Below are 18,775 nucleotides of genomic sequence, written 5' to 3' on the forward strand. Positions count from 1 at the left end.
TCACTGTAAAGTCATATTAGACAGATATACTAAGGTTACAAACTAACAGAGGAGTGAGCAGCAATGGAGATATTAAGAGTAGAAAATCTGTCTAAAATATATGGTAGGGGTGAATCATCTGTAAAGGCTCTAGATAATGTGTCGTTTTCAGTCAATAAAGGGGAGTTTGTTGCAATTATTGGACCATCGGGGTCGGGCAAATCAACACTTTTACATATATTGGGTGGCGTTGATACGCCAACAAGTGGAAAGGTTTTTGTAGAGAATGCTGACATTTACGAAATGGATGAAACAAAGCTTGCCATATTTAGACGTAGGCAAATAGGTCTTATCTATCAATTTTATAATTTAATACCAGTTTTGAATGTAGAAGAAAATATTACCCTACCGCTATTACTGGATGGTCAAAAAATAAAAAATGGTCAACTAGATGAGATAATTAACACGCTGGGCCTTGTAGATAGATTAAATCATCTGCCTAATCAGCTTTCAGGTGGTCAACAGCAACGTGTATCAATAGGAAGGGCATTGATTAATAACCCAGCGCTCGTACTTGCAGATGAGCCTACAGGAAACCTTGATAGCAAAAACAGTGGAGAAATAATAGAACTTCTAAAGCTGTCAAATAAAAAATACCATCAGACCTTAATAATAATCACTCATGATGAACGCATTGCTTTGCAGGCAGACCGAATAATTTCAATTGAAGATGGGCGAATCGCAAAGGATGAGGTGATTCGAAGATGAATATCATAAATTCTTTGACCCTTCGTCACATGAAATCAAATAAAAAGCGTACTATTGTTACAATTATTGGTGTTATATTATCAGTTTCTATGATAACAGCCATACCTACCTCCGTGATGTCTTTCCTTAGTATGATGAAGAAAAATACCATAGAGGATACAGGAAATTGGCATGTACGCTATAACAATTTACGTAGTGAAAACATTAATGAAGTGATGAATGATAAAAATACGGCAAATGCAGCTTTAAGCAGGAATATAGGATATTCAAAGCTTGAAGGTTCTAAAAATAAGAGTAAACCCTATCTTTTTATAGAAGAATATGATAAGCAGGGCATGGAAAGCTTTAATTTAGATTTAGTTAAGGGTCGTCTCCCTAAAAAATCAAATGAAATAGTTATATCTTCTCAGATTTCAGAAAATGGTGGCGTGGCATATAAGGTTGGTGACGTGCTTAAATTAGATGTTGGAAAGCGTTATGAAGATGGAAATAAGGAAGCCCTTGGACAGATTTATAGCTTCCAAAAGCAAGGCAAAGATAAAAAAGGTGAAAAACTTATTGAGGAATATAAAAAAGAATATACTATAACAGGAATTATAAGTAGACCCAACTTCGAACTCTACTGGTCACCTGGCTATACAGTGATATCCTATCTTGATAAAACGGAGCTTGCGCCTACTGACACTGTTGATATATCAGTAGTTTGGAAAAATGTGAGCAAAAAAGTAAATACACAAGCAAATAAGCTTTCGGAAAGAATAGGAATTCCTAGCGATAATAAAATCTACAATAGTAGCCTTTTAAGGTACTATGGAATTATTAATGATCATTTACTCTTAACTCTATATATTCTTGCAAGTATAATGATGGTTATTATAATTATAGGTTCCGTAGCGCTTATATATAATTCCTTCGCAATTTCAATTTCGGAACGTAGCCGTTATTTAGGGATGCTTGCAAGTGTAGGCGCAACAAAAAAGCAAAAGAGTAAATCTGTATTTTTTGAAGGTTTTGTTGTTGGGGTTATCGGTATTCCTATAGGTGTATTTTTGGGGACAGTAGCAATGGGTATAACTTTTAAGCTTGTGCAACCGCTAATAGAAGGCTTCGGAATAGTTGTTAAACTAAAGCTTGTAATATCTCCAGGTGCAATACTAGTGGCTATATTACTTTCTATTATTACTATTTTAATATCAGCTTACATTCCCGCAAAGAGTGCATCTAAGATATCGCCTATTGATGCGCTGTGTCAATCACGAGACATCAAGCTCACCAGTAGAGTTGTGAAAACATCTAAACAGACAAGATTTATATTTGGATTTGAAGCAGAGCTTGGGCTTAAAAACTTAAAGCGCAATAGTCGCAGATATAAAACTACCATATTTTCCTTAGTTATTAGTATTGTCCTATTTTTATCAGTTTCATCCCTATCCTTGCTGTTTCAAAAATCAGCAGAAAGTAAAGTTAATAATATGCCTTATGATGTTAATGTTTTTGTAACATCCTCTGCTACATTACAAGAGAAAAAGAATTTTTATAATGCCATAACAAAAATGAAATATGTGGATGAAAGTATTATTGAAGAAACTATGAATAATGCTGTAGTAGATGTTAAAAGCAGTTTAATTCCTGATGAAATTAAAGCAAGGATTTCACCAAATAATAAAGATGAAAAGGCTAAAAATTATAAAACACATTTTACGATAAAATCTATTGATGAGGCCGCACTTAAAAGATACGCTAAAGAAACGGGAACTGATCTTACTAGTTTAAAAGATATTGTAAATCCATCTGGCATACTCATTAACACTGTGTCTATCAAAGCGGATTATAAATACCTACGTATGAACCGCTTTAATATTAAGCCAGGAGAAAAATTGAAATTTACAGATACTGTAGGTAATAAGCCTAATGAATATAGTGTTTTATTAGAAATAGCAGCCCTTGCAGATAAGACGCCTATTGGTGAAACCAAGTTAACTAATATAGAAGAACCTATGATCATAGTATCAAAGGATGTGTATGCTAGTATACAAGGGAAGCTGCCAAAAATATCTGAGATTAGCCAGGTTGATATGCTTATTAAAAGTTCTAATCCTACAAAGCTTGTGGAAAGTATTAAGGAATATGAAAATAAGACCTCAATTGCAAGTGTAACTATTACTGATTTTACAATGCAAAATAAACAAGCCAGGCAACAAATGACCTTTATCTATGTATTTTTCTATAGCTTTATAGCAATTATTACCTCTATTTGCGTAGCTAATATTTTAAATACCATATCAACTAGCATATCCCTACGTAGACGGGAATTTGCAATGCTTAAATCCGTTGGAATGACACCAAAGAGTTTCAATAAAATGATTAATTACGAAAGCTGGTTTTATGGAATTAAGAGCTTGCTCTATGGGCTTCCTATTAGTTTTGGAATGATGTATTTGATTTACAGGGTTTTGAGGGACTCATTCGATATTCAATTTGCTGTTCCATGGGGTAGTGTTATTGTGACTATAATTGCTGTATTTGCAATTGTCCGTTCAACGATGATATATGCAACTTCAAAGATTAAAAAAGAGAATATTATTGATGCACTAAAAATAGAAAATATATAAGGTAACATTAATGTTTTTCTAAAAAGCTAGTTTGGAGGTTAGCATCTCCTTGCTAGCTTTTTAATATTGCAGCATCGCAGGTGATAATTTAATTCACATGAAAATTTTTCTTATAGTGTAACTTTTTATGAACTTATACGTGTAAGAAGTATAATAAAATAGTTAAGCTATGGTTTTTTCGCAAAGAGGTGATGATTTGATTGATGATAATACAATAATGGATCTAGTCAAAAGTGGTAATAAAAAAGCTTTTGAGGAGATTGTTATTAGACACAGATTAAAGGCTTTAAGGTTTGCACAGAAATATGTAAAAGATGAATTTATATCAGAGGATATTATACAGGATAGTTTTGCTTTAATTTATGTAAAAAGAATGGATTATAAGAATAAATATAGTTTTAAAACATTCTTATATACAGTGGTAAGGAATAAGTGCATCGATTATCTAAGAAAACAAAAGCCAGTAAATATTGATGATATAAAGCTACGGACACCTTCCGCAGAGGATATTGTTATGAAAAAGGAAGACAGATTATTTGTAACAGAATTATTAGGTAAATTAAATAAGGAGTATAAGACTGCATTGTACCTTTATGAATATGAGGATATGTCCTATAAGGATATTTCAAAGATAATGATTAAGTCTGTAGGTCAAGTGAAAATTATTATTTTTAGAGCAAGAAAAAAACTACAAAAACTTGCTAAGGAGGAATATAGATGTTAAAAGATGAAGAATTTCTAAGCGTAATGTGGCAGAAGGTTGAAATAGTTGAAAATGAACAATTGGAAATAGAAAGAATTTTAATAAGAGATAAGGAAATTAAGAAAAGACAGTGTTTTATCTATTTCGCTTTAATTCTAATGTTTATAGGAATTTCAGTTCTCTCTTTATTTGTTTATATCGATATATCTATAATCGCCATTTTATCATTCATTACTCTTTTATCGTCAATGAATTATGAATCTAAATTAATGAAATTTACGCCAGTAATTAGGAGGTAGGAATCATGCAAATTAATATAAATAATTTATCAAAAAAATTCAGTGGTATGAGTGCCTTAAAGGATGTTAATTTAACAATAGATCAGGGGATGTTTGGACTACTTGGAAGAAATGGAGCAGGCAAAACTACTTTGATGAGGATACTAGCAACTCTGCTTAATAAAAGTAGTGGCGAAATCAGCATTTGTGGAATAGATATTTTAAAAACTAAAGAATTAAGAAAACTTATTGGATATCTTCCTCAGGACTTCTCAGTTTATCCAAATCTATCCGTTTATGAAGCCATGGATTATTTAGGAGTTTTATCAGAGGTTCCCTCAAGTGAGAGGAAAAAAGTAATTCCAGAACTTTTAGAAAAGGTTAACTTGTTAGATTGTAAAAAAGTAAAGGTTAGGGCTCTGTCCGGCGGAATGAAAAGAAGACTTGGAATAGCTCAAGCAATTTTGCATAATCCAAAAGTTCTAATAGTTGATGAGCCAACTGCAGGGTTGGATCCAAAGGAGAGAATTCGATTTAGAAACCTTCTTTGTGAACTAGCAAAGGATAAAATAGTTATTCTTTCAACACATATAATCGGAGACATTGAGGCCACCTGCAAAAACATTGGAATATTAGATAATGGGAGCCTTATATTTAAAGGAACTGTTCAGGAATTAAAAAGCAAAGCAGAAGGAAAAGTTTTTTCTATGAACGTTAACCCCGAAGAATTAGAAAGAATAAAACAAAAATATATTATAACAGGTATGATTATGTTAGGGGACAGTATCTCCATTAGGGTTATCTCAGATGTTCCTCCAAGCGATAATTCCCAAATCTGTAAACCCAATATTGAAGATTCGTACATGCTTATGATTGGAGGGATAGATAATGTTTAATCTATTTTCAAAGGAATGTAAGCAATTAGGTAAGAGTTTGATTTATATAGTTTTTATTTGTATCGCCATAGTATTTTATAATACCCAATACTATTCAAGTATAAAAGGAAATGATCCACAGTATCAAGGAAGTGCTTTGATAAAGCCTTCTTATGTTCAAGATGTTGAAAAGTACAATAAAGAGAATGATGGGTATCCTTATGGATCTACCTTTAAAGAGATACCAGAACAAATTATTTCTAAATCAACATCAATGATGTATGGAGAGCATATGCAAGGAACATACTCATCCTATCCACATAGCTTGTTTAAAAATGTTAAATTAGATAAGGAAGACACGAAAAAGATAGAAGAAATTTTATGTCAAATAACAGGAAAATCTCTAAGCGAGTTAGACAAATTGCATAAAACCGAAAAATGGAGTGAAATACATTTTAGCAGCAGCTCAAAAGACTATGCTAGCTTTAAAGTATTAATGGAGGAAGCTAATAATATAATAGGAGAGCAATCTAATTATTCAAAAGAAAATTTAAGAAGGTTTGGCGTTAGACCAATAACATATGAGGAAGCAATGAAAACTTATAAAGATTTAATAGAAAAGGATAAGATTACAAATGGTTTTGCAAGGATATTTTGCGACTTTATGGGAATCGTAATGGGCTTATTTCCGGTGTTTGTTGTAGTATCTTTTATTAGGAAAGATAAAAAAAGCAATATGAAACAAGTCATTTATAGTAGAAGAGTAAGCTCTACTAAGTTAATCCTGTCGAGGTATAGTGCCTTAGTTATAATGATGATGGTTCCAATTTTCTTACTTGCAATCGTCTCAACATTTCAGGCCGCAAGTATTAGTGGAAAACTTAATTTAACGGTAGATTATTTTGCGTTTTTTAAATATTCAATAGGATGGCTTATGCCAACGCTTATGGCAGTAACTGCGGTAGGGATGTTTTTAACTCTTCTTACAGAAACAGCAATAGCTATTCCAGTTCAAATGATTTGGTGGTACTCCTCTATATTTAAAGGTGCATTAATTGGAAGTTATGGTTTAAGTCAATTAATGATAAGATTCAATACAATATATGAGAGAGATGAATTTGTTTCTATTATAAATAATATATTTTTAAATAGAATGTTCTTTATATCGCTATCGGCAATTTTCGTGATTGCATCTATTTATATATTAAATCTAAAGAGAATAGGAAGGATTGATTTTTATGATAAGTATTCGAAATGTTTTACAAATTTCAAAGGTAAATTTAAGAATAGCTTTTCGAAATAATATATTATTCTCAATTGTATTATTAATTGTAGCTCCCATAATCTTTAGCATTACTAATTTGGATTTTCCAATGGCTGCAAAGATATGTGAGCAATTTATTATAATGATTGGAGTAGTGATTCTAGTGCCAATCTTTACACCGGAGGAAGACGGAAATATAAAAGAGACAATAAACGCAAAGGCTATTTCTCCTATATTGGTTTATATAATAAGAATACTAATATCAGTAATTTTACTAGTATCACTAATAGCATTATTTGTTAATATATTGATTTATCTTGGTGGAACCTTTACTTCAGGAAGGTTAATAATGGGAACATTTATATCTGCATTATTTCTAGGCGGATTAGGGTTATTTGTTGCTTCCCTTACTGAAAATGTAAGCATAGGGTATATGATACCAATAGTTTATTTTGTCTTTGATATCATGACAAAGGGTAAATACACAAAAAACTTTTGTATATTTTCTTTAATGAATAATAGCTTTAAAGAAAAATATTATCTTCTTGTAGCAGCAGTAGTTCTAATAATTTTATCATTATTAGTTTATTGGGTTAAGACTAGCAGGGGTGTCGCCAACATTTGAATTTGTTTCTATTATTTGTTTATTGGACATTAGGAGCAGGATGCATTAACTCCTCAAAAACCTCCAGAAAATAAAGTCATTAGAATCTTATCTAAAGTAGGATTTGGAGGGAATATAGTTTTATTTATATGCTCTATATTAATTATTATTGGATTTGGTATTATACCTTAATAATTAAGTGACATAAAAAAGGTGTTCATAATAAATTGATACAAATTTATTATGAACACCTTTTAATTTTTGATATAAATAAAAATAATATATATTTGAAACTTTATTCATTAATTATGTGTATATAATAGAGAGAATTATTTTAACGTTTAAGGACATTTCAGAAGGAAAGTCTCCCACTTCTATAAGTGGAGTATAAATCTCCTTCTGAAGTCGTTAATGCATCTCCTGCGGAGATGTTGCAGCTCCGCAGGAGATGATTTAAGGTAGAAGCCGGAGGGGATGTTGTGGAGATTGAAAAAAAATTAATATCGAGATGCAAAAACTATGACAAATCCTCCTTTATGGAACTTTTTAAGATTTACGAGCGGTATTTGTATAGCATTTGCTATAGTTACACTCAAAATGAACAGGATTCTCTTGATATTGTACAAGAAATTTATATAAAGATTTTTAAAAATATATCAAGTTTTGATGAGACAATGCCTTTTCGCCCCTGGTTACGAAGGATTTCAGTAAATACTTGTATTAACTTTAAAAGAAATATTAAAACCAACGTCATTTCATTAAATTATGAATATGCTAATAAACTTTGTTTAGAAGATACTATTGTTTCCGACTACAATTTAGAAGAGGAAGTTGAGAAAAAGGAGTTTAAAAAGATTATTGAGGCTGGACTTAAGAACTTATCTGATAATTATAGAATGGTAATTGCATTAAGATATTTTGATGATCTGAGTTACTTGGAAATTTCAGAATTGTTAAATAAACCACTTGGAACAATTAAAACGGACTTGTATAGGGCTAAAGCGATATTAAAGAAACAACTAGAAAGTGAGATGGAGGCGTAATTATGTGCTGTAAATTTGATAAGGAACTGTTATATGCTTTTGATGATAAGACAATTGAACCATTGGAGAAAATATTCATTGAAGAGCACATAAAATACTGTACTGACTGTCAAAAAGACCTAAAGCTAATAACTATTATTAATGAAAATATTAAAGATGAGCTAAGTCATATTGAATTTCCTGATAAACTAAGCATAATTTCACAACTTGTTGCAGAAAACTGCATATCGGAAATGGACAATATTAGCATTAGGATGAAGGTTCACAATATTATTGTGACATACAAGGGCATACATAACGTTATAACAGAATCAAGCGAAGCATATAAAAATAATCCATATAATAATTTCATAAGTAATAGAATTGATGCTACTTTTAACTATATTAAAACGCCTGTAAAACATATGATTAAAAACAAGATAAATGAAATGAGTATAGTAAAAAAATTAAAATTAAAAGTAGGTTAGACTGCTAAAGGAAAAGGAGGTGCAAGCTTGTTTGTTTTATTTTCAATAATAAAAATACTACTTTATTTATTAATCACTATATTGGGCTTGATTTTATTGTTTATAATAATACCATTTGAATATGAATTCAATACAAAAATTGATGAAAAAATTAGGACAGATGTAAATCTATCATTTTTTAAAAATTTTTTAAAGATGATGGTGGCATATGAGGATAAAGAAACATTATTTTTAATAAAGGTGATGGGATTATGCATTATTAGAAAAAAAATTAAAATGTCTAATAGAAAAAAAGAAAATGAAAAGGTAAAACTAAAAAAGAAAAAGAAGAAAAATGTTGATTTTAATATAAAGGATTATATCCAAGGGGCATTCATAAATGATTTAATTAATTACTTTAAAGATATAATAAATATTACTAAACCAAAAAAAATCAAACTCAATGGCGTTTATGGATTTGAAGATCCTTCATTAACGGGTATAGCTTGTGGAATTGTCCCTTTAGTATCAAGTTTTATTCCTACAAGCGATATTAATTTGCAACCAGTGTTTGATGATGAAATAATTGATATTTATTGTGAAATTCATGGCAGAATTTCTTTATTGGTAGCTACAATAAAAACACTTAAATTCATTCTTAAGAAAAATAATAGAGGAAAAATATTTAAAAACTTTAGAAAATCTGAAACTTATTAATAATTTATGTGTATTGTTAAGTATAAAGTTAATAATGATTGCGCAATCAATAAATACTTAAATTTAAAATATTAGGGGGATTAAGTTATGATAAATATTACAGAAAATACCGAAGCATTATTCTCAAACCTTGAAAAATTTTTAAAAACAGAAACAGTAGTGGGGGAGGCAATAATTATAGGGGAAACAACACTCATACCACTTATTACAGTTTCATTCGGATGTGGAACTGGCGGTGGCACAGGCAACTCTACTAAGGATGGTGAGGGTTCTGGAGGCGGACTTGGAGCAGGAGCTAGAATAACCCCGACTGCTATTTTAGTTATAAAAAATGGAGAAGTAACAATGCTTCCTATAAAGGGTAAATGCAATCTTGAAAGTCTTATTGAAATGGTACCAGAAATAGTATCTAAAGTAAGCTCAAAAATGGGATGTTGTAAGAACAAAAAAGAAGGGTCTGAAGAGGATACTAAAACGGAAAAAGAATAATTAAGTATTAAATACATTAAAAAAAAGCATCTATAATATATTTATAGATGCTTTTTTCAGACCGTTGACAAACATAAAATGTAAAACACTCTAATTTAAAATTGGAGTGTTTTTTTCATATTCAAAAAGGATTTTAGGACATCTATGTCGAATATATATAGTATACAAACTTTATAATTCGGAGGGCATTATTATGATTAATGAAAAGAACTTCACACAACAAAAACTAGAAATGGTGTATTTGGAAGATTTAGTTCCTAAAGACCATATTCTGAGAAATATAGATAAATACATGGATTTCTCTTTTATAAGAGAACTGACTAAAAAATATTACTGCTTAGATAATGGAAGACCTGGCGTAGATCCTGTTATACTTTTTAAAATGCTGTTTATTGGGTACCTATTTGGAATAAAATCTGAACGACAACTTGTAAAGGACATTGAAGTAAATGTGGCTTATAGATGGTTTCTGGGACTAAGTCTTACTGATCCTATTCCAGATCATTCAACAATTAGCCAAAATAGACGTAGACGGTTTAAAGGTACAGATGTGTTTCAAAAAATATTTGACGAAGTAGTATTTAAGGCTATAAATCTTAAGATGGTAACCGGTAAAATACTTTACACAGACTCTACACACCTAAAAGCAAATGCTAATAAGCGAAAGCTTGTGAAAATTGAAGTTGAAAAAACGCCGAAAGAATATGTAGCTGAACTTAATAAAGCAGTGGAAGAAGATAGAATAAACCATGGTAAAAAACCTTTAAAGGAAAAAGAACCTGTTACCAAAATAAAAGAAACTAAAGTTAGCACAACCGACCCCGACAGTGGATATATGATGAGAGATGGCAAGCCGGAAGGCTTCTCATATTTAGATCACAGAACTGTCGATAGCAGACATAATATAATTACTGATGTGTATGTTACTCCTGGAAACATAAATGATGTTGATCCTTATATCGATAGATTAGATGTGCAAATAAAAAAGTTTAATTTTAATACAAAATATGTTGGTGCAGATGCTGGTTATGCTACAAATCTTATATGTAAAGAACTATATGAGAGGGAATTAAAATCTGTAATGGGATACCGTAGGTCTCCACATACAAAAGGAATGTACACAAAAAATAAATTCCAATATGTTAAAGAGCAGGACATTTACGTATGCCCTGACTTAAGGGCTTTACATTATAAAACGACAACAAGAGAAGGATATAAAGAATATGTTGGTAATGCAAAATATTGCGAGATATGTCCAAATAGAGCTCAATGCTTTTCTGCAAAAAGCAAGTTTAAAACTATTAGAAGACATGTTTGGGAAACGTATAAAGAAGATGTTGTAAAGTTCACCAGAACAGATAAAGGCAGAAATATATATAGAAGAAGAAAAGAAACTATAGAGCGAAGCTTCGCAGATTCAAAACAACTGCATGGGCTTCGCTATTGCCATATGCGTGGATTAGAAAATGTGCAAGAGCAGTGTCTGCTTACAGCAGCAGTGCAGAATATGAAAAAGATAGCTAGCCTGCTATCTTTACTGTTTTTTGATTTTCTAACTAAGAAGATAGTTGTTATTTTAAATTTATCCATAACTCAAAATGCTATCGCATAATTGCATGTAAAAAACCCAGTATAATAAAAAAATTATACTGGGTTTGTAAACAACCTGAAAAAAGCATCTATAATATATTTATAGATGCTTTTTTGTATTGATAAAAAATATGAAATCAATTTATACATAATTTTACTAAATATTTGAAACTTATATTAATATTATGTATAATTGAATAATTACGCAATGGTAATTTAATGGGGAGGGATCTAGCCGTTTATGAGAAAATTTAACAAAATATATTTAGGTATTATTTTAGGTGTGAGCTAATTGGTCCTAATGCTGGTTGGCAGTACATAAAAATGTTTATTGAAAATAATGACACCTATGCTGTTGTTTTGTAATCAGTAAACAAAGTTATTGGTAGTTAACATAATGAATAGAAAAAAGGAGTTTAGAATTATGCTGAATTTACGCTACAAAGGATATGCAATGGCTATAGTCGGTGCGATTTTGTGGGGGATTTCTGGTACTGTTGCACAGAAACTTTTTCAAAACGAAGGATTTCAACCTGGCTGGCTAGTAACAGTAAGAATGATAACATCAGGTGTACTATTGCTCTTATTCGCAAGTATTAAAACTAATGGACAACATAAGGTTTGGTCTGTATGGAAAGACTCTTCTAAACGATTACATTTGATTATATTCGGGATAATTGGGATGCTCGGAGTACAATATACTTATTTTATGTCCATCAAATCAGGTAACGCTGCGACAGCCACTTTGTTGCAATATTTAGCTCCGATATTTATAGTAGCATATTTGGCAATACGATTAAAAAAAGTCCCAAGCCCAAAAGAATTTATTTCAGTTGGTTTAGCTATTTTGGGAACATTTCTTCTTGTGACTAACGGCACGGTTGATAGGCTTACTATTTCGTTACCTGCCATCGCTTGGGGAGTTGGGTCAGCAATTGCCCTTGCCTTTTATACATTATATCCACATAGTTTGCTTAAGGAGTGGGGGGCTGTGATTGTTGTAGGTTGGGGTATGCTTATAGGCGGAGTTGGGCTGAGTTTCATAAACCCGCCATGGAATATACAAGGTCAAAATTGGTCTTTGCTTTCTAGTTTATTTGTTGGATTTGTGGTTTTATTCGGTACACTAATTGCCTTTTATTTGTACATAGCTAGTTTACAATATATTGCACCTACTGAAGCTAGCTTATTGGCAAGTGCAGAACCTTTATCCGCTACACTTGCTTCTATATTTTGGTTACATGTTCCTTTTGGATTGTTTGAAGTAATCGGAGGAATGTGTATTATATCTACAGTAGCAATTTTAACTTTAGGGTCTAACACTAATAAAAAACCCTTATAAGAAAAAGAAAAAACCAATTATAAAAGGTTATGTTTTAAAAAACAAAAATATTGTATAATGTTGTATAGAATGATCGTTAAGAAATTTTTAGTGGCAACTTTTTATTGTGAGAGGGGTATAAAAATGATAAGAGAAGCAGTAGAAAATGATTTGATTGATATTTTAGAAATTTGTAATGATGCAATATTAAATACAACAGCTGTCTATGATTATAAAGTTCACACAATTGATGACAGAAAACAATGGTATGAAAAAAAGAAGAAAGAGGGGTATCCAATATTAGTAGTTGAAGAAAATAATAAGGTTATCGGATTTGCTACATTTGGGCCATTCAGAGCATGGCCTGCATATAAATATACTATTGAACACTCTATTTATGTTAATGGTAACTGTAGAAACAAAGGCATAGGAACACTACTAGCTAAAGAACTAATAAGATTTTCCAATGAAAGAGGATTTGCAACCATGGTGGCGGCAATTGATGAATCAAATGAAAAAAGTATCAAATTGCACGAAAAATTGGGGTTCGAGTATTCAGGTAAGATAAATAAAGCTGGATTTAAATTTGGGAAGTGGCTCAATCTTGTTTTTTATCAATTAGAGCTTAAAGGCCCTGAAAACCCAATAGATGGTTAGTGTGTAAGTTATAATAATTATAAAATACATAGAGAGTAGGAAATAGAATGGCTGCAATGATATGATAGCAATTTATTGTAATAATTGGAGTAGTAATTCTAGTGCCTAACTAATCAAAAATTCATTTAGACAAAGCATCTATATTAATTTATACATGCTTTTTTTTGTTAATAAAAAAATTTCAAGTAAAACTTGATTAGTTTAATCACATATATCTCGCAAAATATAATATTCTCTTTATTGAAGAAACTCAAAATGGGAACAAGAGAATACTAACAATGGAACAAATTTAATCAAACAAATAAATAAGGCATCAAAAATAATTATTAACAAAATTATTTTCCAACTACAACTTAAAATATCCTTTGTTGAGACATACTTGTATGTTATTTAAATCAGCAAGTAGAAAAAAGCAATTAATGTTACTATACGGGTTAGCGTCAACATCATAATGAAGTATTTTATGATGTTAAATTTTTATTAATGATACCACATTTGGGGAATTTGATTTGCTATCATTCGATATATGGAATATAATGAAACAAGTATTTTAACGATACTTCATTATATTTCTAGGGGGACTACAAAGAGAAAATTTCAGTGTAGTGAGCAATCAAAAGGGAGGCGTTGGCAAGACCATGTCTACATTAAGATGCGTAGCTACTATTACTTAGGCTCTTGTATAAATCTTCTCAATTCAATTTTTAAGTTTGTCACAAGTATCCATCTACTTTATAATTTACTGAAAGTGAATTATATAATTATGTAGCTGGAAAAACAGTAAAAAATAAGGGAGCGAAAATTAATTTTATGAATATTATTAAAACTGCAATTATAACTATAATAATATCATTTATATCTGGATTACTATTAGATTATTATAGAAATTTAGGACCTAGAATATTATGTAATGTACGAAATGGTAAACCTATAAAAACGGATGGCAAAGAACATTGCACATACATTATTACTGTTAAGAACCCATCAAATAAAACAATTCATGAGTTAACTATAAATATACAGGGTTCACAGACTAACTTAAAGAGTGCGGGTGCCACAATAACAAAAGGTTTAAAATTTGATTCTTCAATAAAGGATAACATTTTAGAGGTTTATATCCCTTTTATAAGTAAGGGTGATGAGTTTTCAGTTACAGTATATGTAGAAAAACAATCTAATTACAATAATAAGCCTATTATTGTAATCAGATCACCTGAAAATTTTAAGGAGATAGACTCTGTAGAACAAAAGGGAATACTATCATTTTTGTTTAATATACCTAAAAATGTAAAACAGGTAATCCTTAAGGCAGTGAGAAAGAACGAAGCAATAGTTCCTAATGAAAAAGAAGATTTTACAGCGGTTATGAATAAGGTAACAGGCGCTGAACAAACAATAAATAAAGAAAATAGGGAAGCGCTCTCTAGAAATAAGAAAACTAGTAAGAATAAAAAGGCAATGATAATTATCGCAACAATTATTTTAGTTATAATTGTTGGGGGTTTAGGAAGATTTTATTTTAAAGGGACATCTCCTAATGTAAAAACTCCCGTTCCCAAACTATCCACAGATGAAAAAAAATCAACTGGAACTCCAGATAAAAAAGGATCAACTGGAACTCCAGATGAAAAAGAATCACCTGTAACTCCAGATAAAAAAGAATCACCTGGAACTCCAGATGAAAAAGAATCACCTGTAACTCCAGATGAAAAAGAGTCAACTGGAACTCCAGATAAAAAAGAACCAACTGTAACTCCAGATGAAAAAGAACCAACTGTAACTCCAGATGAAAAAGAACCCACTGTAACTCCAGACGAAAAAGAACCAACTGTAACTCCAGATGAAAAAGAACCAACTGTAACTCCAGACGAAAAACAATCAACTGTAACTCCAAGTAACTAGTTAGCTAGGATGTGATAATGGAAAAAATCGATATATCAGAAATTAAAATAAAAGTATTGGAACGTAGGCCAGTATAACTTAGCAATTGTGAACTGAGCCCAATTAAGAGGGCCTAGAAACCCAATAGATGATTTAATATAATCAAAAATACTCCATAATAATTTACGGAGTATTTTTCTATTAATATTACACTATTTAAGATAATATTAATAGAAAAGAGGATCTAATTTTTTTTATTTCTCGCTATGAAAACAATAATATTCACAGCAGATAATCCTACTAAAATGTATATTGCTCTAGCAAGGAAGGGAACAAATCCAAAGATAAGACTAACTAAGTTAACATTTAACAATCCTAAAAGTCCCCAATTTAAAGCACCAATCAATACAAACACGAATGAAAGTTTGTCGATAATACTAAGCTTATACATAATTACCCCCAGACTAATATAATTATTCTATTTGTATAAATTATATTATAAATATAATATTTTAGAACTGTTTAATAATTTCTTTAAAGCGTATATAATGTTATGGTATATAAATTTATATACTAAAAAATAATTTGGAAAGTACAAATTAAGTATACGAACATTTTCATTACTTTTAGCACTATTGTATGTTATAATATGAATGAAACTTGTTTTATATTTAAAATTGTACGTATGGAGGCAGAATATGAGAAATTCTTATAATACACCATTAAATAGTAGATATGCATCAAAAGAGATGAGTTATTTATTTTCAGATGATATGAAGTTTAGAACATGGAGAAAGCTTTGGGTTGCACTAGCTGAAGGTGAAAGGATATTAGGAATCAATATTACAGAATCTCAAATTGAAGAGCTTAAATCCTATGTAGATAATGTGAATTACGAAGTGGCTGAAAATAAAGAAAAAGAAATACGACATGACGTAATGAGCCATGTATATGCATATGGGGTTCAATGTCCTAATGCGAAGGGTATTATTCATTTAGGGGCTACTAGCTGCTATGTAGGCGATAATACAGACTTAATAGTCATGAAAAAGGCTTTACTATTAATTAAGAAAAAATTAATTAATGTAATTAGTAAATCTTCAGAATTTGCATTAAAGTATAAAGATGTTCCTACACTAGGTTTTACCCATTTACAGCCAGCTCAATTAACTACTGTAGGTAAAAGGGCAACCCTATGGATTCAAGAATTAATAATGGATCTAGAAAATTTAGACTTTGTAATAGATAGAATAAAGTTACTAGGGGTTAAAGGAACAACTGGAACCCAAGCGAGCTTTATGAATCTATTCGAAAATGATGAGAAAAAAGTAAAAGACTTAGATAAATATGTAGCGAATAAAATGGGCTTTGAAGATACATATCCCGTTACTGGTCAAACTTATTCTAGAAAAGTAGACTCTATAGTATTAAATACTTTATCAGAAATAGCTCAAAGTGCATATAAATTCAGTAATGATTTAAGGATACTTCAAAGCATGAAAGAAGTGGAAGAGCCTTTTGAAAAAAATCAAATTGGATCCTCTGCAATGGCATACAAAAGAAACCCTATGCGTTCTGAGCGAATTAGCTCTTTATCAAGATATATTATAGTGAATTCATTAAATCCTGCTATAACAGCTGCAACACAATGGTTTGAAAGAACATTAGATGATTCAGCTAATAAGAGAATATCCGTAGCTGAAGCTTTCTTAGCACTTGATGGAGTATTAAATTTGTATATGAATATAGCTGGAAATATGGTAGTATATGAAAAAGTAATTACTGCTCATGTAAACCACGAGCTTCCATTTATGGCTACAGAAAATATCCTTATGGAAGCTGTTAAAAGGGGCGGGGACAGACAAGAACTTCATGAGAACATTAGAGTTCATTCTATGGCTGCAGCAAAACGCGTTAAAGAAGAAGGCTTAAATAATGATCTTATAGAAAGAATAATAAATGATGATAGTTTTAGGATGTCAAAAGAAGAGATATTTGCTGTAATTGACCCGATTAAATTTGTAGGTAGAGCTCCAAGTCAAGTAATAGAATTTATAGATGAATATGTAAAACCAATAATCGAGGCCAATAAAGATGCATTAGGAGTAGAAACTTCTATAAACGTATAATCCTTAGTATTGGATAGAAATTATACTATAAAAAGCTATCAGTGATGCAAACAAAACTGATAGCTTTTTTAGTTTAACGACATTTTAGAAGGAAAGTCTCCCAATTCTATAAGTAAGAGTTACATAACCTAACAAATAGAAAATTTCAGTGGTAGTATAAATCTCCTTTTGAAGTCGGTAATATTGTAGCTCCACAGGCCATGATTTCACTATAACTTTCGAAGAATAAAATTCAAATTGCATGTGGAAATAATAAAAATAATAAAAACATTTGTTTATTTTTATTATTTTAGAAAAATCAGGATTTTGCTCCCCCTCTTGTAGTATAATAATGTCGTGAAATGTAAGTTTCACGACATTATTATGATTTTTGGAGGTACTTATGAAATCGAATATAAATACTATTTATAACAATGAACTCCCACCGTTTCTAAATGATTATCTGAATTATTTATCTACTATTAAAGGATGTTCTAGTTCTACTGTTGTTGCTTATACTGCTGATTTATCATTGCTATTAAAGTTCTTAAAAATATACAAAGGTCTAGTCTCTTCAGAAAATGCTCTACCTCTTGAGACCATTATAATTAGTGACCTAACTTTAGATACATTAAGAACCCTTACATTGCAGGATTTATATGCCTATATCTCCTATCTTGGGAAATATAGGGCTAATGGTAACTACGCTAAAGCAAGAAAAATTGCATCTATAAAGTCTCTATTCAAGTATTTAACCACTAAGGCTAAAGTGCTAACTATAGACCCGACAATAGATTTAGAGTCACCAAAACTTGGTAAAAGAAGTCCTGTTTTTTTAACATTAAGTGAAAGTAAGGCACTACTCGACGCTACAAGCTCTAGAGATAAGCATTCTATTCGCGACCATAGTATTATTACATTATTCTTAAATTGTGGTATCAGGCTGTCAGAACTTTGTAGTATAAATATATCCGATTTTAAAGATGATACATTATCTATTATTGGGAAAGGAAATAAAGAACGAACCATTTATTTGAATAAAGCTTCATTGAAATCAATTTATAAATATTTGCCTATTAGAAATACGAACATAGATAAAATTCATTCTGAAGATAAGGATGCCCTTTTTATAAGTGGTAAATATGGAAGAATTAATAAACGCACTGTGGAGAGAATTGTAAAAAAATATATAGGTAATGCTGGACTTAATAAAGATAAGTATACTCCTCATAAATTAAGGCATACATCTGCTACTCTTATGTATAAATATGGAAATGTAGACATTAGAAGTCTACAAGAAATATTAGGCCATGAAAATATATCTACCACCCAAATATATACTCATGTAGATAATGATAAATTAAGAAATGCGGTTAAGTCAAATCCACTTTCTGATGAATAAAAAAAAGTATATATTACGCGTATTGCAATACGGTTAAT

Annotated in this window: 18 protein-coding genes; 17 read left to right on the forward strand and 1 reads right to left on the reverse strand. The window is 30.6% G+C overall.

All coding sequences use genetic code 11. The features are described 5' to 3' along the window. Positions 1 to 63: 63 nt before the first annotated feature. The 15 genes from ACWJKE_RS03940 (at position 64) to ACWJKE_RS04010 (ending at position 15,248) form a co-directional block, all read left to right on the forward strand. The gene (locus ACWJKE_RS03940) at positions 64 to 747 is read left to right on the forward strand and encodes an ABC transporter ATP-binding protein (protein WP_216304065.1); all 684 of its coding nucleotides are present in this window, start codon (positions 64 to 66) and stop codon (positions 745 to 747) included. Continuing rightward, entirely contained in the window at positions 744 to 3,359 is a 2,616-nt protein-coding gene (locus tag ACWJKE_RS03945) for an ABC transporter permease (protein ID WP_216304064.1), read from the forward strand. Before ACWJKE_RS03940 ends, ACWJKE_RS03945 begins: the two co-directional genes overlap by 4 nt. Positions 3,360 to 3,555: 196 nt before the next feature. Further along, complete coding sequence (locus tag ACWJKE_RS03950; protein ID WP_216304063.1) at positions 3,556 to 4,083, forward strand: RNA polymerase sigma factor; 528 nt, start codon at positions 3,556 to 3,558, stop codon at positions 4,081 to 4,083. Beyond that, positions 4,077 to 4,361, forward strand: coding sequence for a hypothetical protein (locus ACWJKE_RS03955; protein ID WP_216304062.1), 285 nt, complete (start codon positions 4,077 to 4,079; stop codon positions 4,359 to 4,361). Before ACWJKE_RS03950 ends, ACWJKE_RS03955 begins: the two co-directional genes overlap by 7 nt. Before the next feature lie 5 nt (positions 4,362 to 4,366). Continuing rightward, the gene (locus tag ACWJKE_RS03960) at positions 4,367 to 5,236 is read left to right on the forward strand and encodes an ABC transporter ATP-binding protein (RefSeq protein WP_216304061.1); all 870 of its coding nucleotides are present in this window, start codon (positions 4,367 to 4,369) and stop codon (positions 5,234 to 5,236) included. Continuing rightward, positions 5,229 to 6,518, forward strand: coding sequence for an ABC transporter permease (locus ACWJKE_RS03965; protein WP_216304060.1), 1,290 nt, complete (start codon positions 5,229 to 5,231; stop codon positions 6,516 to 6,518). The genes ACWJKE_RS03960 and ACWJKE_RS03965 overlap by 8 nt, the downstream gene beginning before the upstream one ends. 58 nt (positions 6,519 to 6,576) lie before the next feature. Beyond that, positions 6,577 to 7,104 carry an ABC transporter permease gene (locus ACWJKE_RS03970; RefSeq protein ID WP_220287173.1) on the forward strand — a complete coding sequence of 176 codons (528 nt, stop codon included), beginning with the start codon at positions 6,577 to 6,579 and terminating at the stop codon, positions 7,102 to 7,104. 458 nt (positions 7,105 to 7,562) lie between these two features. Then, positions 7,563 to 8,126 carry an RNA polymerase sigma factor gene (locus ACWJKE_RS03975; protein WP_165412985.1) on the forward strand — a complete coding sequence of 188 codons (564 nt, stop codon included), beginning with the start codon at positions 7,563 to 7,565 and terminating at the stop codon, positions 8,124 to 8,126. Between the two features lie 2 nt (positions 8,127 to 8,128). Beyond that, on the forward strand, positions 8,129 to 8,593 hold the full coding sequence (locus tag ACWJKE_RS03980; protein ID WP_216304059.1) for a zf-HC2 domain-containing protein: 465 nt from the start codon (positions 8,129 to 8,131) through the stop codon (positions 8,591 to 8,593). 27 nt (positions 8,594 to 8,620) lie between these two features. Continuing rightward, entirely contained in the window at positions 8,621 to 9,289 is a 669-nt protein-coding gene (locus tag ACWJKE_RS03985) for a DUF2953 domain-containing protein (RefSeq protein WP_216304058.1), read from the forward strand. 87 nt (positions 9,290 to 9,376) lie between these two features. Next, positions 9,377 to 9,778: a GerW family sporulation protein gene (locus tag ACWJKE_RS03990; protein WP_216304057.1), complete on the forward strand. Its 402-nt coding sequence runs from the start codon at positions 9,377 to 9,379 to the stop codon at positions 9,776 to 9,778. A gap of 193 nt (positions 9,779 to 9,971) precedes the next feature. After that, on the forward strand, positions 9,972 to 11,390 hold the full coding sequence (locus tag ACWJKE_RS03995; RefSeq protein ID WP_462959140.1) for an IS1182 family transposase: 1,419 nt from the start codon (positions 9,972 to 9,974) through the stop codon (positions 11,388 to 11,390). Positions 11,391 to 11,792: 402 nt separating this feature from the next. Further along, the gene (locus tag ACWJKE_RS04000) at positions 11,793 to 12,710 is read left to right on the forward strand and encodes an EamA family transporter (protein WP_253198262.1); all 918 of its coding nucleotides are present in this window, start codon (positions 11,793 to 11,795) and stop codon (positions 12,708 to 12,710) included. Between the two features lie 123 nt (positions 12,711 to 12,833). Then, the gene (locus ACWJKE_RS04005) at positions 12,834 to 13,346 is read left to right on the forward strand and encodes a GNAT family N-acetyltransferase (RefSeq protein WP_216304055.1); all 513 of its coding nucleotides are present in this window, start codon (positions 12,834 to 12,836) and stop codon (positions 13,344 to 13,346) included. Positions 13,347 to 14,156: 810 nt separating this feature from the next. After that, on the forward strand, positions 14,157 to 15,248 hold the full coding sequence (locus ACWJKE_RS04010; RefSeq protein WP_220287166.1) for a hypothetical protein: 1,092 nt from the start codon (positions 14,157 to 14,159) through the stop codon (positions 15,246 to 15,248). A gap of 223 nt (positions 15,249 to 15,471) precedes the next feature. Here the strand turns inward: ACWJKE_RS04010 and ACWJKE_RS04015 are convergent, their stop codons facing one another. After that, positions 15,472 to 15,678, reverse strand: a complete 207-nt coding sequence (locus ACWJKE_RS04015; protein WP_165412978.1) for a DUF378 domain-containing protein — start codon at positions 15,676 to 15,678, stop codon at positions 15,472 to 15,474. A 247-nt stretch (positions 15,679 to 15,925) separates the two neighbouring features. On the opposite strand from ACWJKE_RS04015, the gene purB reads away from it, so the two are divergent. Next, on the forward strand, positions 15,926 to 17,356 hold the full coding sequence (gene purB, locus ACWJKE_RS04020) for an adenylosuccinate lyase (RefSeq protein ID WP_216304027.1): 1,431 nt from the start codon (positions 15,926 to 15,928) through the stop codon (positions 17,354 to 17,356). Between the two features lie 382 nt (positions 17,357 to 17,738). Next, positions 17,739 to 18,737, forward strand: a complete 999-nt coding sequence (locus ACWJKE_RS04025; protein WP_216304026.1) for a tyrosine recombinase XerC — start codon at positions 17,739 to 17,741, stop codon at positions 18,735 to 18,737. The last annotated feature ends 38 nt before the right edge of the window (positions 18,738 to 18,775 follow it).

This window comes from Clostridium sp. CM036, assembly GCF_055081135.1.

Bases quoted from the DNA above. Each gene is read 5' to 3' on its own strand.
- ACWJKE_RS04025 (WP_216304026.1), top strand. From the start codon at position 17,739: ATGAAATCGAATATAAATACTATTTATAACAATGAACTCCCACCGTTT.
- ACWJKE_RS03940 (WP_216304065.1), top strand. From the start codon at position 64: ATGGAGATATTAAGAGTAGAAAATCTGTCTAAAATATATGGTAGGGGT.
- purB (WP_216304027.1), top strand. From the start codon at position 15,926: ATGAGAAATTCTTATAATACACCATTAAATAGTAGATATGCATCAAAA.
- ACWJKE_RS03995 (WP_462959140.1), top strand. From the start codon at position 9,972: ATGATTAATGAAAAGAACTTCACACAACAAAAACTAGAAATGGTGTAT.
- ACWJKE_RS04010 (WP_220287166.1), top strand. From the start codon at position 14,157: ATGAATATTATTAAAACTGCAATTATAACTATAATAATATCATTTATA.
- ACWJKE_RS04015 (WP_165412978.1), bottom strand. From the start codon at position 15,678: ATGTATAAGCTTAGTATTATCGACAAACTTTCATTCGTGTTTGTATTG.
- ACWJKE_RS03945 (WP_216304064.1), top strand. From the start codon at position 744: ATGAATATCATAAATTCTTTGACCCTTCGTCACATGAAATCAAATAAA.
- ACWJKE_RS03960 (WP_216304061.1), top strand. From the start codon at position 4,367: ATGCAAATTAATATAAATAATTTATCAAAAAAATTCAGTGGTATGAGT.
- ACWJKE_RS04000 (WP_253198262.1), top strand. From the start codon at position 11,793: ATGCTGAATTTACGCTACAAAGGATATGCAATGGCTATAGTCGGTGCG.
- ACWJKE_RS04005 (WP_216304055.1), top strand. From the start codon at position 12,834: ATGATAAGAGAAGCAGTAGAAAATGATTTGATTGATATTTTAGAAATT.
- ACWJKE_RS03965 (WP_216304060.1), top strand. From the start codon at position 5,229: ATGTTTAATCTATTTTCAAAGGAATGTAAGCAATTAGGTAAGAGTTTG.
- ACWJKE_RS03990 (WP_216304057.1), top strand. From the start codon at position 9,377: ATGATAAATATTACAGAAAATACCGAAGCATTATTCTCAAACCTTGAA.
- ACWJKE_RS03955 (WP_216304062.1), top strand. From the start codon at position 4,077: ATGTTAAAAGATGAAGAATTTCTAAGCGTAATGTGGCAGAAGGTTGAA.
- ACWJKE_RS03980 (WP_216304059.1), top strand. From the start codon at position 8,129: ATGTGCTGTAAATTTGATAAGGAACTGTTATATGCTTTTGATGATAAG.